This window comes from Rhizobium album (genome assembly GCF_003122325.1).
Lineage (GTDB): Bacteria > Pseudomonadota > Alphaproteobacteria > Rhizobiales > Rhizobiaceae > Metarhizobium > Metarhizobium album.
In genome coordinates this window covers 1-13,353 of the sequence record NZ_QFBC01000037.1, presented here as the reverse complement: position 1 = coordinate 13,353, position 13,353 = coordinate 1, and the positions used below count along the sequence as shown (strand labels likewise).

Annotated in this window: 13 protein-coding genes and 2 pseudogenes; 7 read left to right on the top strand and 8 right to left on the bottom strand. The window is 57.8% G+C overall.

The window, feature by feature from the left end:
* A partial coding sequence (locus DEM27_RS33780; protein ID WP_133251707.1) for a transposase occupies nt 1–230 on the bottom strand: 230 nt, incomplete at its 3' end.
* A 42-nt stretch (nt 231–272) separates the two neighbouring features.
* Between DEM27_RS33780 and DEM27_RS32875 the strand changes: the two are divergent.
* Nucleotides 273–554 (top strand): annotated as a pseudogene (locus DEM27_RS32875) (ATP-binding protein); the annotation flags it as partial.
* 125 nt (nt 555–679) lie between these two features.
* On the opposite strand, the gene DEM27_RS32870 reads toward DEM27_RS32875, so the two are convergent.
* From DEM27_RS32870 to DEM27_RS32855, 4 genes are all read right to left on the bottom strand, one after another.
* Nucleotides 680–2,125 carry an IS4 family transposase gene (locus DEM27_RS32870; RefSeq protein ID WP_109462438.1) on the bottom strand — a complete coding sequence of 482 codons (1,446 nt, stop codon included), beginning with the start codon at nt 2,123–2,125 and terminating at the stop codon, nt 680–682.
* Between the two features lie 197 nt (nt 2,126–2,322).
* Nucleotides 2,323–2,619: a PRC-barrel domain-containing protein gene (locus DEM27_RS32865; RefSeq protein ID WP_109462437.1), complete on the bottom strand. Its 297-nt coding sequence runs from the start codon at nt 2,617–2,619 to the stop codon at nt 2,323–2,325.
* A 105-nt stretch (nt 2,620–2,724) separates the two neighbouring features.
* Complete coding sequence (locus tag DEM27_RS32860; protein WP_109462436.1) at nt 2,725–4,791, bottom strand: ATP-dependent helicase; 2,067 nt, start codon at nt 4,789–4,791, stop codon at nt 2,725–2,727.
* A gap of 128 nt (nt 4,792–4,919) precedes the next feature.
* Nucleotides 4,920–5,441: a cytochrome b gene (locus DEM27_RS32855; protein ID WP_165823732.1), complete on the bottom strand. Its 522-nt coding sequence runs from the start codon at nt 5,439–5,441 to the stop codon at nt 4,920–4,922.
* Nucleotides 5,442–5,724: 283 nt separating this feature from the next.
* Between DEM27_RS32855 and coxB the strand changes: the two genes are divergently transcribed.
* From coxB to DEM27_RS32835, 4 genes are read left to right on the top strand one after another with little or no spacing between them, the layout of a single operon-like run.
* On the top strand, nt 5,725–6,648 hold the full coding sequence (gene coxB / locus DEM27_RS32850) for a cytochrome c oxidase subunit II (protein ID WP_109462434.1): 924 nt from the start codon (nt 5,725–5,727) through the stop codon (nt 6,646–6,648).
* Nucleotides 6,645–9,152 carry a cytochrome c oxidase subunit I gene (gene ctaD, locus DEM27_RS32845; protein WP_109462433.1) on the top strand — a complete coding sequence of 836 codons (2,508 nt, stop codon included), beginning with the start codon at nt 6,645–6,647 and terminating at the stop codon, nt 9,150–9,152. Before coxB ends, ctaD begins: the two co-directional genes overlap by 4 nt.
* On the top strand, nt 9,152–9,535 hold the full coding sequence (locus tag DEM27_RS32840; protein WP_109462432.1) for a hypothetical protein: 384 nt from the start codon (nt 9,152–9,154) through the stop codon (nt 9,533–9,535). Before ctaD ends, DEM27_RS32840 begins: the two co-directional genes overlap by 1 nt.
* Nucleotides 9,532–10,176, top strand: a complete 645-nt coding sequence (locus tag DEM27_RS32835; RefSeq protein ID WP_109462431.1) for a cytochrome c oxidase assembly protein — start codon at nt 9,532–9,534, stop codon at nt 10,174–10,176. The genes DEM27_RS32840 and DEM27_RS32835 overlap by 4 nt, the downstream gene beginning before the upstream one ends.
* A gap of 249 nt (nt 10,177–10,425) precedes the next feature.
* Here DEM27_RS32835 and DEM27_RS32830 read toward each other — a convergent pair whose 3' ends face one another.
* From DEM27_RS32830 to DEM27_RS32820, 3 genes are all read right to left on the bottom strand, one after another.
* Entirely contained in the window at nt 10,426–10,758 is a 333-nt protein-coding gene (locus DEM27_RS32830) for a BA14K family protein (RefSeq protein WP_245446296.1), read from the bottom strand.
* A 98-nt stretch (nt 10,759–10,856) separates the two neighbouring features.
* On the bottom strand, nt 10,857–11,162 hold the full coding sequence (locus DEM27_RS32825; RefSeq protein ID WP_109462429.1) for a hypothetical protein: 306 nt from the start codon (nt 11,160–11,162) through the stop codon (nt 10,857–10,859).
* 385 nt (nt 11,163–11,547) lie between these two features.
* Complete coding sequence (locus tag DEM27_RS32820) at nt 11,548–11,817, bottom strand: hypothetical protein (protein WP_109462428.1); 270 nt, start codon at nt 11,815–11,817, stop codon at nt 11,548–11,550.
* 266 nt (nt 11,818–12,083) lie between these two features.
* Here DEM27_RS32820 and DEM27_RS32815 point away from each other — a divergent pair, with 266 nt between their 5' ends.
* A complete protein-coding gene (locus DEM27_RS32815) occupies nt 12,084–13,034 on the top strand; it encodes a transglutaminase family protein (RefSeq protein WP_337250491.1) in 951 nt (316 codons plus the stop codon).
* Nucleotides 12,974–13,207, top strand: a pseudogene (locus tag DEM27_RS32810) (ATP-binding protein); the annotation flags it as partial. The gene DEM27_RS32815 and the pseudogene DEM27_RS32810, both read left to right, overlap by 61 nt.
* Between the last annotated feature and the right edge of the window lie 146 nt (nt 13,208–13,353).

The window sequence follows — 13,353 nt, the reverse complement described above, 5'->3', positions numbered from 1 at the left end:
ATCATGTCGTCGGTCATCGGTGATCTTTCCTTCAGGTTGGTCTTGAACAACCCGACCCTACCGGAAAAACACTGGTGACCGCCGATACCCTGATACACCACCTCCTGGGACACGATCTGCTTGAGAGCATTCTTCGTCGGGTAGCCCAACTGACGGATCGTGGCCTTCACGCGTTTGCCGAGCTTGATGTAGAGTTGCACGGCCCTCATGCGGTCTTCGTACGAATACATGAACTATCTCCCGTTAGTCCAAGAATTCGTCCGCACCTCCGTCGGATGGTCGACTACCTCACACGCCTCGACTTCATCATCCTCGATGAACTCGGTTACCTACCGTTCGCGCAGGCCGGAGGTCAGCTGCTGTTCCACCTGATCAGCAGGCTCTACGAGCGCACCTCGGTCATCGTCACAACCAACCTTGCCTTCGGCGAATGGCCGTCGGTGTTCGGCGATGCAAAGATGACGACAGCTCTCCTCGACCGCCTGACCCATCACTGCGAGATCGTGGAAACCGGAAACGAGTCCTGGCGCTTCAAGAACCGCTCTCAAAGCTAAAGCCGAAGACACCCATCACCCGCACTTGGCCTTCCCTCTGCAACCCCGGCCAGCGCCGGGCAGGCCAAGCGCTCATCGTCTACAGGGGGGTGAAGATTGGAGTAAGCCCACGGTGAGGCTTTCAATCACCCATATCGTTGCCTTGCGCCGATGGAGATACCGAAAGCAATGTCATGCAAGCGGGTCAAGCCGCGCCAGACGACCATGTTACCAGGTGGTGGATCATGGTTGCGGGCGAGATAGCCGCCGAGCATGGCGATTTGCAGCAGATAGGCGGCGAGCGTGGATCGTTGGAGACGCGGTCGCGTTCGGGCTGCGTCGATCCGCTCGAGCGCAGCGATTTCGGCGCCGGTGAGAACGCTGTCGGGCGTAGCGCTGGGCTTGGCACGCGCCGACATTGTCAGGAAGAATATGCGCCAACTGACCACAGCGATGAGGGCGAGGAACTTTGCCAATCTCTCGGCGGTTTCGAGTCTTGCCGCCTCGGCGCGGCATCCAGACTTCATGACCTTGTGAAACACTTCCGCCTTCCAGCGCAGAGCGTACCAGCCGAGTTTCTCGACCGCCGCGGCGAGATCGTCGACCGGCAGATTGGTCACCAGCTTCCAGTCAATCGGCGGACGGTCCGCCGGCGGATCGATCTCGAGGGCGTGAACGTAGGTGAGAAGCTGAGGACTGTAGCGCTTCTGCTTGCCGACGGGCGGCATGGTTTCGATGGTGGCGAACTTCACATGCACGCATGCCGTCTCGTCTTGGCCGATCTTGACGCAATGACGTCCCGCCCACGGCGCAGCCGAGAGCTGTTCGAAGACCCGATGCGCTCCACGCTCCGGCTCAGCGTCGCCGGGCGCGGCGGCCAGCCGATTGGTCTGCACACGCACCAGAAAGCGCGTGCCAAGATCCTGCGCGAGGCAGAAAAGTTCATAGATGTCGCTCTCTCGGTCACCCACATGTACGCAACGCTCCGGCGCGCCGACGAGCGCGATGGACTGGCGCAGGTTCTCCAGCCAGCGATAGCTCTCCTTCGTCTCAATCGGCACGCGCGTGGGGTTCACATGCCGCTTGAGCGTCCAGGTCCCCTTGAACTTCTTGCGTGTCCAGAACTTCACTGCCGTCAGACCAAGCGGCGTGCCGGTGAGGGTGACAGCCAGGCTCGAATGCATCAGCATGCCACACAGGGTCCGCACATTGGGCTGCCCGGCTTTGTAGGCACCTGCATTAATGGTCTTGGTGAAGCCGATCTTCCCTGGCTGCGCACGGCTGTAGATAAATTCGGTCGTATCCTGCAGGACAAGGATCGGCCCTTCGCTCGCCGCAACGCGCATCGCGGTGGCGGCGAAATGACCGGCCATCACCCCATGCTCGGTAACGCGCGGATTGTCGAAGAACCGATAGGCCGCCTTCGTTGCTGCCCAGTCGCCACACGCTGCCGGAACCGGTTGGCCGGGCGCCGCCGACATCTGGTCAAGCAGGCGATGTAACCGGCGCGCCAAGCGCTTGTCCGGTAGCCCCGCCGAAACGACTTCATCGCCAAGCCAGCCTGCGCCGCCGGCTTCCGTATCCTTGCTCATCAGCGACGCCTCCGCGATTCGGCGTCACACACAGAATCACATTCGATCCAACCGACGCAAGTCGCGGCCAGCTCATAGGAGATGTGGGTAATTGAAAGCTACGCCGGAGGGATACCAAAAAACCACAAAACCCGCCGATAAAAATCGACGGGTTTGTCAGTAGTCTGAGCCCGGCACAGAGGCCGGGCTTTCGGAATTCAGTGGCGATGCTCCGGCATCTTTTTGAGCTGGTCCTTGGTCCAAGCTGTAACGGCGTGCACGTCGCCATCTTCGTCCCGCATAAAATCGAGATCGGTCAGGGGAACGGCAACGGGCTTGGCACCAATGCCGAGAAAACCACCGACATCGATAATCGCGGTGCTACCCGTACCCATGCCGTGAACGTGGTCGACAGTTCCGACCTTGTGATCGTCAGCTCCGTAGACGGTTGCGCCTTCGAGAATAGCAGGTGTCAGTTCTGCGGTGGTCAGGCGTACATGATTGGTGTGATCCATCTGAAATCCTCCTTTTTATAGGCTGGATTGAAGGAACTCCGCAGAACGTACTCTGTTCCCGAATGAATTCGCCACGTTATCTGTTTTACAACGAAAACGAGCGGACTATTTCCACATCGATCGCATACGCGCCGCTACGTCCATCCGAATTTGATGGGTACTTCGTTCGGATGCAGTCGCAGCGACCTTGGGCCAGCTCGCCGTCTCGAAAAATTGTAACAAGGTGACAGGGATGAATCGCGTCCGGGATGCGTAGACGTGGCGGTCTCCTTGCGCGTTCTGCCCATGGGTGAAGAATCGCTGCGGGGTCGTCAGCGTCAACTGGTCGCGCGCCCTTGTCATTCCGACATAAAGCAATCGCCTCTCCTCCTCGAGCTCTGCGGTCGAGCCGACACCAAGATCGGAAGGGATGCAGCCATCAACGACGTTCAGCATGAAGACAGAGCGCCATTCCTGTCCCTTTGCCGAATGGATGGTCGAGAGAATGAGATAGTCCTCGTCAAGCAAAGGTACGCCGGCCTGATCGCTGGTGGCATCAGGCGGATCGAGGGTGAGTTCGGTCAAAAACCGCTCGCGGTTCGGATAGCCGGCGGCAATCTGTTCAAGCTGGAGAAGATCAGCCTTGCGTGTTTCCGGATCTTCATGAATGCGGTCAAGATAAGGCTCATACCATATCCGCGCCGCTGCGATGTCGCCCGGCCATTCGGCAGCTCTGCGCAAACCGACAAGCAGGCTGACAAGGCCCATCCATTGCTCGCCCGTCTTGGACGGTGGCGGAATCTCCTGCAGGGACAGCAAGGGTTCAGGATCATTCACGATGGCATCGAGGATCTTGCCCGCCGTCTGGGAGCCGACCCCGGGCAACATTTGCAGCAGACGGAACCCGGCCACCCGATCCCGGGGATTCTGGGCGAAACGCAGGACGGCAAGCAGGTCCTTCACATGGGCGCTATCCAGAAACTTCAATCCGCCGAATTTGACGAAGGGGATATTGTGCCGTGTCAATTCCACTTCCAGTGTTCCGCTATGATTGGAAGATCTAAACAGCACGGCCTGGTTCTTCAACGTGATCCCGACTTCGCGGTTGGCGAGAACCTGCTCCACGATATAGGCGGCTTGATCCTTCTCGTCCTTTACCGTGACGAGGAGCGGCCGCTGCTCGGATTTTCGCTCGGTCCAAAGGTTTTTGGTAAAGCGCTCCCGCGCAAGATCGATGACGCCATTCGCGGCGGCAAGAATCGGCTGAGTCGAGCGGTAGTTCTGGTCAAGCGTGATGATGTCTGCCGGCTCGGGAGAGAATTGCTTGGGAAAGTCCAGAATATTGCGGACAGTCGCAGCCCTGAATGAGTAGATCGACTGAGCATCGTCGCCCACCACAGTGAGACCACGTCCCTCAGGTTTCAATGCTGACAATATCGACGCCTGAAGACGATTTGTATCCTGGTATTCATCGACTAGAATGTGGTCGAAACGACTGCCGATCTCATGAGCGAACTCCGGTACGGAGGCCATCTGCGACCAATAAAGCAGAAGATCGTCGTAATCGAGAACGTTTTGCGCCAGTTTGGCTTCGACATAACCAGAAAAAAGGCTTTTGAGCTGCTCCTCCCACCCGGCCACCCAGGGGAAAGCGGTCTTAAGGGCGTCATTGATGGAGCATTCCGCATTGACCGCGCGGGAATAGATTGCAAGGCAGGTGCCTTTTGTCGGGAAGCGGCTATCGGTCTTGGATAGGCCGAGCTCGTGCCGCACCAGATTCATCAGGTCAGCGCTGTCTTCACGATCGTGGATCGTAAAGTCCGTATTCAGGCCGATCTGCTCGGAATACATGCGAAGCAGACGCGCTCCGATCCCATGAAATGTTCCCGACCACGACAGGGCGTCCGTCATGACAGCCGAGTTTTCGCCCATAACCTTCTTGCAGATGCGCTGGACCCGACGTGCCATCTCCGCCGATGCCCTTCGCGAAAAAGTCATCAGCAAAATCCGCCTGGGGTCGGCGCCGTTGACGATCAGATGCGCCACGCGATGTGCAAGCGTATTCGTTTTGCCTGACCCGGCACCGGCAATAATCAGCAACGGCCCGCCGATCTTTCCCCCGGCAAGACCAACCCCGTGTTCGACCGCTTCTCGCTGTCGTTCATTGAGTTTCTCCAGATAGGCTGCCGTCATGTGAACTTTTGCTCGTGCTAGAACCGTGTTCCGGCACGGCAATTGGACTGAGAAAGGAATCGGAACAAAAATCGAACATATCACGGCTTGCGCGAGTGAAAAGACCTGCGCGGATTTTTCCAGGTTCTCTAGGAAGAACGCTCCGGATCGAACATGCGCATCATGACGTCGGACCGCCGTACGAGATGCTGAAAAAGTGCGCCGGCGATGTGCGCTGCGATGAGAAACAGCAGCAGCTTTTCCAGCAAGCCATGGATCCCCGCAGCGGGCCGCACACCCATAAACCACGCAACCGCCCCTGAAGACGGAAGGGCCAGAAGGAGCAGATAGATCATGCCGTGGACGCCTTCCGATATAAGCTTGAGGAACTGCGGCTCATCGTGTGGCGGTGCGGGCGCACCGCGAGAGATCCGCAGATAAAGGCGGCACAAAGCGAGACCGAGTACGAGCAGGCCTGCGGTAACGTGCATGTACGTCAAAACGGTGTTTCCAACAGGCGGCGGTTCGCCATCGACGAAAGACGTCCAGGAAGCCTCGATGGCATTATGCGCCAGAAACTGGAATGTGACGAGCACGACGACAGCCCAATGGAGAGCGATCTGGGTGGCTGAATAACCGGTCACTTTCTCCGCCATGATCACGTCTTCCATTTTCCGGGATCGCTTTGAGACGATAACGCCGCGGTCAAGGCACAGTTCCCCAACCCGCCGTCCGGCAACATTCGTAGTATCGACACTAGAGGACAGCATTGGCTGCACTAGATAGGTCCTCTGAGAATGCGGAGGCGGATCACCTCACCTGAAAGAAGCGGAGAGAGCAATCATCGGCATACGGGAGGCTCCGGCCAGACACCAGACGAAAACAGGATTTGAAAGGCTGAAAGCCTTTTCGCTGCCGGTTGCTCTCTGTCCGGTATTGACGTCGTGCAGCGGCATGCAGTCCGCTCTCGATCCAGCGGGTGAAGAAGCAGCACAGGTCGCAATCCTATTCTGGGTAATGGTGGCGGGCGGGTTGACGGTCTGGGCTTTCGTTGTCGCCATCTCGCTCTATGCTGCACGCTGGAAGCGTAACACCATATCAGAGCAAGCTGCCGGTCGGTTTATCCTCTGGGGCGGGGCAATCTTTCCCGCTGGCGTTCTCATTGCGCTTTTGGCGTACGCACTTTGGCTGATGCCCTCGTTGAGGCCGTTCAACCGACAGGAAAACCCGGACCTGCGCATCGAGGTGCTCGGGCATCAATTCTGGTGGCACGTGGTCTATCACCGCGCGGACGGTACTCGGGTCATCTCTGCAAACGAAGTCAGGCTTCCCGTCGGCAAGCGTGTGGAGTTCGCGCTCGCCAGCGCTGACATGATTCATTCCTTCTGGATACCAGCTCTTGGTGGAAAGATGGATCTTGTTCCCGGGCGGTTGAACCGTCTGTCTCTGCTTGCCAAGCGTCCGGGCCTCTATCGCGGTCAATGCGCCGAGTTTTGCGGCACGTCGCATGCGCTTATGGCATTCCCGGCTTTTGTTATGGAGGCAGCCGAATTCGAAGCGTGGCTCGACCAGCGTATAATGGTTTCAGCGGGAGTCTCCTCAGCCGAAACCGGGCGAAAAGCGTTCTTGCGCGAGGGCTGCGGCGACTGTCACCGGGTCGCTGGTACCGAGGCGCACGGCACTTCGGGGCCGGATCTTTCCCATGTCGGCTCACGATTAACCATCAGCGCCGGTCAGTTGAAGAATGAGGGCGGAAATCTGGTTCGCTTCATTGCCTATTCCAGTTCGGTAAAGCCCGGCAGCCATATGCCGGCCTATCCGAAGCTTTCCAAGGATGATCTCTCTAGTATCGCTGCCTGGCTGGGAGGGTTGAAATGAGCTCGGCTGCGACGCCTCAATCCGACAAGGCAGCCGAAGAAGCGCAGCTTCGAGCGGTCTGGGAAAATCCGAGCGGCTGGCGTTACTGGACATCCGTCAACAACACGCAGGTCGGCCTGTGGTACGGCTCAACCGCCTTCGCCTTCATGCTGTTTGCAGGCTTGCTCGGGCTTCTGGTGCGCGCGCAACTCGCCGTTCCTGAAAACGACCTGCTGTCCGCCGAATTCTACAACCAGGTCTACTCCTTGCATGGCACGGTGATGATGTTCCTGTTCGCCGTGCCAATCTTCGAGGCGGTGGCAATTTTTCTCCTGCCCTCCATGCTCGGCGCAAGGGAATTGCCCTTTCCGAAGCTTGGCGCTTTCGGTTTCTGGAGCTTTCTGCTCGGCGGCGTCTTCGTCTGCGGTTCCATTTTCTTCAATGCCGCTCCCAATACCGGCTGGTTCATGTATCCGCCGCTTGCAACCAGCGAGCAGGCCGGCATCGGCGCCGACATCTGGCTGCTTGGCCTGTCGTTTATCGAGGTCGCCTCGCTTGCCGCAGCAGTCGAACTGATCGTCGGCATCATGAAATGCCGCGCTCCGGGGATGCGCATCAATCTGATGCCGCTGTTTGCCTGGTATCTTCTGATCGTCGCGGGCATGATCCTCTTCGCCTTTCCGCCGTTGATCGCTGGCGACCTGCTGTTCGAAATGCAGCGCATGTTCGATTGGCCTTTCTTCGATGCCAAGCGGGGCGGAGATCCACTGCTCTGGCAGCATCTCTTCTGGATCTTCGGCCACCCCGAAGTCTACATCATCTTCCTGCCGGCCATTGCGCTGCTGGCGATGATCATTCCGACATTTGCAGGCCGTCCTATCGTCGGTTACTCTTGGATCGTGCTTGCTGCCGTCGGCACCGGCTTCCTGTCTTTCGGGCTGTGGGTCCACCATATGTTCGCGACCGGTTTGCCGCAGATATCGCTCGCCTTTTTCTCCGCAGCTTCAGAGGCAGTTGCCATTCCAACCGGGGTGCAGATTTTTGTCTTCATCGCCACCCTGCTGGCAGGACGGGTGGTGTTTTCGACGCCCATGCTGTTTGCCATGGGCGGCATTGCCATCTTTGTCATGGGTGGGCTGACAGGGGTCATGGTGGCGCTCGTGCCGTTCGATTGGCAGGCGCATGATACCTATTTCGTTGTCGCGCATCTGCATTACGTGCTGATCGGCGGAATGCTGTTCCCGATCTTTGCCGGCCTCTACTATTATTACCCGTTAATCGACGGAAAGCATATGTCGGACCGTGTCGGCCGGTTCGCCTTCTGGATGATGTTTGGCGGCTTCAACATCACCTTCTTTCCGATGCATCTGTCCGGGCTGCGCGGCATGCCACGGCGCGTTTTCACCTATCCTGCAGATTTGGGATGGGACTGGCTGAACCTGATCTCGACGATGGGCGCCGTCATTCTCGGTATTGGAATGTTTGCGGTGGTGGTCGATGTCACGCTGCACCGGCGCAGGCAGCCGCGGGGCGAGGTCAATCCCTGGAACGCCGGGACGCTGGAATGGATCAGCGAACCCGAGGAAAACTGGGGGGTGCGTTCGATCCCGAGAATCGAGAGCCGTTATCCGCTTTTGGACCAGAAGGATCTCGCCAGCGAGGTCAAACGCGGGGAATGGTATCTGGCCGACGCGAGGGAAGGTCGCCGGGAGACACTTGTAACGTCGGTGCTCGACGCCGAGCCGGAGCAGGTTTTGCGCGTCGGTGGCACGTCATATGTGACGCTTGTTAGTGCCGCGACGCTCGGCACGGTGTTTGTCGCGCTCACATTCAAATGGTGGTTCGTCTCGGCGGTCTCGGGTGTTGCCTTTCTGGCGGCGGTGATTTGGTGGCTGTGGACAGGCACCGGTCACATCCCCGAAAAGCAGGAAAAAGATGTCGGCCGCGGCCTGAGCCTGCCGCTTTATGCATCTGGCGTAAGATCCGTTGGGTGGTGGGCAATGTTCATCACCATGGTGGGTGATGGCACGGCCTTTGCCAGCCTGGTTTTCGGCTACTTCTTTTTCTGGACTATTCACCAGGATTTTACCGGCGGGCTTGCCGGACCCGGCGTTTTATGGCCGATGACGGCACTTGCCCTGTTTGTTGCGGCATGGGCGGCCACTGTTGCAGCGCGCGAGACCAACCGCCGTGGATCCGTCGCCTTGGCGCGGATGCTTTGCTTGGCCGGCGCGGCGCTTTCCATAGGCGGCTGTCTTGCGGCAATTGCCGGGCCGTGGATTACGGGCATGGATCCGACCGACCATGTCTATCCCGCAATCGTCTGGATCCTGGTGATCTGGGCTGCGGTCCACGGTGCGGTTGGCGCGATCATGCACCTCTATTGTTTTGCGCGCAGTCTGGCCGGTCGCATGACGCCGCGTCACGACATGGATATCTGCAACGTCGCGCTCTACTGGCACTTCATGTTCGTTACGGCGTTTATCACATTTTCGGTTGTCGGTCTTTTTCCGGAGGCGCTCTGATGTGGCATCTGCTTCCGCGTCAGGTCGAGTCGCTCTGGACGCTATTCACCGCTCCGGTGGTTTGGGCATTGCATTTCCTGGTGTGTTATGTTGGCGGAGCCGTATTTTGCGAAAAACCTCATCTGCTCGGATCGGATTTCGGCAATCTTCGTATCGCTATCGGCCTGCTCACGGTTATGGCGCTTTTCATGATCGTTTTCGCGGCAGCGCTGGCTTGGCGGCAATGGGGATTCGGTACCGGAGATCCGCCGCATGACGACCCGACCCGCCAGGACCGGCTGTTGTTCCAGGGATATGCTACGCTTCTGCTTTCGGGCCTCAGCTTTATCGCGGTGATCTTCACCGCCATGCCGACGCTTTTCATCATGGAGTGCAGCCGATGAGGGGGTTGGCACTCTGCACCGGCCTGATTGTGCTCGCGATGATCTGGCTCGGGCCGTTGTTGGGAAGTTGGCGCACCTCGTTTTCCGCCCACATGCTAGCGCATATGGGCGTGATCGCCATCGCAGCACCGCTGATCGCACTTGGATTGCCGAGAAAATGGCGACCACGTCGTTCGATGCTATCAGCGTTGCCGCTTGTCGCTTCGATGGCCGAACTACTTGCCGTATGGAGCTGGCACGCGCCGGCCATCCGCGCTGCAGCGGAGGTATCGGTTCTGGTTGCGATTGCGGAGCAGGGTATCTTCCTGGCGGTCGGAATTCTCCTTTGGTGGAGTTGTCTTGCAGGTGTCGGAGAACGCCTCAAAGCCGGCATTGGCGCAAGCGCGCTGCTCTTGACATCTATCCACATGACATTGCTCGGAGCACTGTTGGCGCTTAGTCCACGTCCACTCTACGGCACAGACGAGGCCACCTGTTTTGGATTCATTCTCGATGCGGCTTCGGATCAGCAACTGGGCGGTGTCTTCATGCTCTTGATTGGCGCTACAGTTTATCTGGGCGGAGGAGTATGGCTGGCCAGTCGCCTGGTTGTTGGGGCGCATACAGCCATGGACGGCGGCAGCTCCTCGACGTCGCCTTAAATTCTGGAGCCGGGAACACGCCGGAGGCGTGCAAGTTGATCTTGGCTTAACGCTCTTCGGTTCGAAGTGGTTTTTGCTGCCATTCCAAACTTTGATTACTTAGAGGGAATTATCTCGTTTGGTGCCAAGCTGTCGAGTCCATCTGGCCAAAAATCGGGGAGCACATCACCCCCTCTCTCCTGATCTTGAGGCGAGAAGAAGTTGAGTGCGGCGGATTTCTCAATCCGCCGCGCTGGTCATCGATCTAACTCAGTAGGGTGAGTTACACCTGTGACGGCGCCCATCATTGCCGACATAGGTGTCAGTGCGAACGCTGTATGAGCGATATCGATTGGCGCACCATTCTTCGTGCGATCCACCATTATCACGGCTATTGGCGATTGCTCCGCCAATGATAGCGCCAGCGCCGAACGCTGCAAGCGGATACCAATAGCCATCCGAATGGCGCCGATAACCACGGCGGCGTTCACGATAGCCACGGTGTCCATGCCAATGGCCGCGTCGTTCCCGATATTGAACGTTCTGAACATCGGAGGCGCTGTTGATAGACCTTACAGCAGTCGGCGATGCCTCGACCGGCAATAACGACGTGAGGCCGATGATGGCGCTCATGGCGCAGGTGGTGAAGATTTTCATGACGTAGTCCTTCCAAACGTGTCGCAAGCCTACGGGGCTTTAGGTCATTTCGTCGCGTTGACCCACTTACACGCGCCTTCCATTCCACCCGCGACCTCAAACTTCATGGTTTTGCAATCGGCTTTCACTTGTTCCTGCATTTCTGGATTGAGCTTCTCCCAACGCGCCTTAACATCTGCTTCATCGCGCATGGTCATGTTCGTGTCGCTGAAGAATGTATCGTTCATTTCCTCGGTCCATGGCTTTGCCGGGCTATCGCCCTTGCCGCCGGACCCGGCTTCACCTTCCTGCGCCATAGCGCTGGAGGCCATAGCGAAGGCGAACGTTGCGGCCAAAATGGTCTTGAGCATTGTCTTCTCCCGAATTCGCTTGATTGCGATGGAAGCAATACTTTCGAGGTGACACTAAGTTCCCTCATTAATTTAACCAATTCTAAAATAAATATTGGAACAAAATTCTAATTTCCGCCCTCCCGTAGCCTGCCGCAACCCATAGTCCTATTAAAAAATCCGGCGGGCGGAGCATAAGAAGAAAAAGTACGCTCAGCGGGCTCAACAAAGAAAGCCCGGCCACCTAAATGGCCGGGCTGCCAGAGAAAGGAATTATTGTCGTGCTCAACGGAGACCGGAAGGGGGGAGTTCCGTGGGGGCATCTCCGCTTTGCAATGACGCAACATCGATGCTAGGAAAAGGTTCCCTCTGACCCCGAGTTTATGTTGACTGCCGCAGAACACCGTCAGTTCAAGACGCTCCGCGCAGCTTCGAAATCCACCGAATCCGGTCGATGCGTTTCGGCCTTCGCAATGACGCGACCATAGGTCAGCAGATCGTGTGAATCAGTTACACCTAACGCGTAGGCGCTCAGTATCGACCGAGCGATGCGTTGGCCAGGCTTAGTGTCTCCCTCGATCTGCGCGTCTGCGAGTACGGCATCAAGAACGTTCTCGACTTTGGAGAGATCGGCGCTTGTGAGCGGCCATGCTGAAAGCTGACGAAGATTTTCCATTCCAACCTCCTTCACAAATGGCCGAAGAAAAATGGGTGCAGAAGGTTGAAGCTTCAAGTGCGAGATTTTTGCAGTGTGAAACACCTGTGCTACAATTCTTAATCTCAGATCCACAGTTCGCCCGCTTAGTTAGTGCCATCACTTGCCGAGTTGATTGGAAAGACTTGGCGAAAGACAAGATCCTTTACACGCGATATCGGTGGTGCTCATTGCCTTGGAAAGGAAGGGACGGTCGCTGACATATCCATAACGAGTCGGGATCAACAATGACGATATTCTCCGTCCGCCATATTACCGCCTATCGTTATATGAGTCCGGTGGAGTTCGACGAGCATCGGCTGATGTTTCGACCTCGTGACAGTTTCGACCAGACACTTCTTAGTTCGCGCCTCGAGGTCGATCCTGAACCGGATTACGTTCGATGGATCCACGACGTCTTCGGAAACTGCGTGGCGGTGATCGGCTTCGCGCAAGCCTCCCGAGAACTTCGCTTCGAGACCGCGATCCGCCTCGACCACACGCCGCACGTCGCGATCGATCTACAGATCGACCAGCAAGCCTTGACCTACCCCTTTACCTACGATCCAGACGAGGTGCGGGATCTCGCGCAGACCATTCAGCGGCATTACCCCGATCAAGGCGACGAGCTAGGCAAATGGGCTCGCCAGTTCGTGCGGACCGGCCAACCGACCGAAACCGGCCGTTTGCTGATGACGATGTGCTACGCGATCCACGAGGGTTTTGTCTATTCTCGACGACACGAACGCGGCACGCAGGCCCCATTCGAAACTCTGCAACTCCGACGGGGAACCTGTCGCGACTTTGCACTGCGGATGATGGAGGCAGCCCGGTCGCTTGGCCTCGCGGCACGTTTCGTCACCGGCTACATCTATGTTCCTGATCGAGATGGCTCGACGACGATGGGTGGCGGCTCGACCCACGCTTGGTGTCAGATCTACCTGCCCGGCGCCGGCTGGACCGAGTTCGATCCGACCAATGGCATTGTCGGCAATCGTGACCTAATCCGCGTCGGCGTGGCACGTGACCCCAGACAAGCCGTTCCGCTCTGGGGAAGCTATGACGGAACCGCCAATGGAGTTCCCGTTACGACCGTAAACTTGCGGCGCGTCTCAGGTTCGCCAAGCTTCGTCATCAGGCGACCCCGGAAGATGTCGATTATCGCGCCGAACGCGGCCTCGACCGTACGCTTTTTATGAAGCTGCTCGGTGGTGACTGGATCGGCGCGCACGACAATCTCGCTATCTGCGGCCCCTCAGGCATCGGAAAGAGCTGGCTGGCTTGCGCTCTCGGTCACAAGGCTTGCCGTGACGATCGCTCGGTTCTGTATCAGCGTGTCCCTCGGCTCTTTGCCCAGCTCGCGCTCATGTAGCTTCGGCGATCGCCGTGCCTTCCGGATAGAGCCGGGAATTGATCAGCTTGCTGCTGGCAGGCTGATGAGCGGATCATCGCTCATCGCGGCGATGGTTTCCAGTGTCATATAGCGGGATCGTTGGACTGCCCATTCATCGTTTTGTT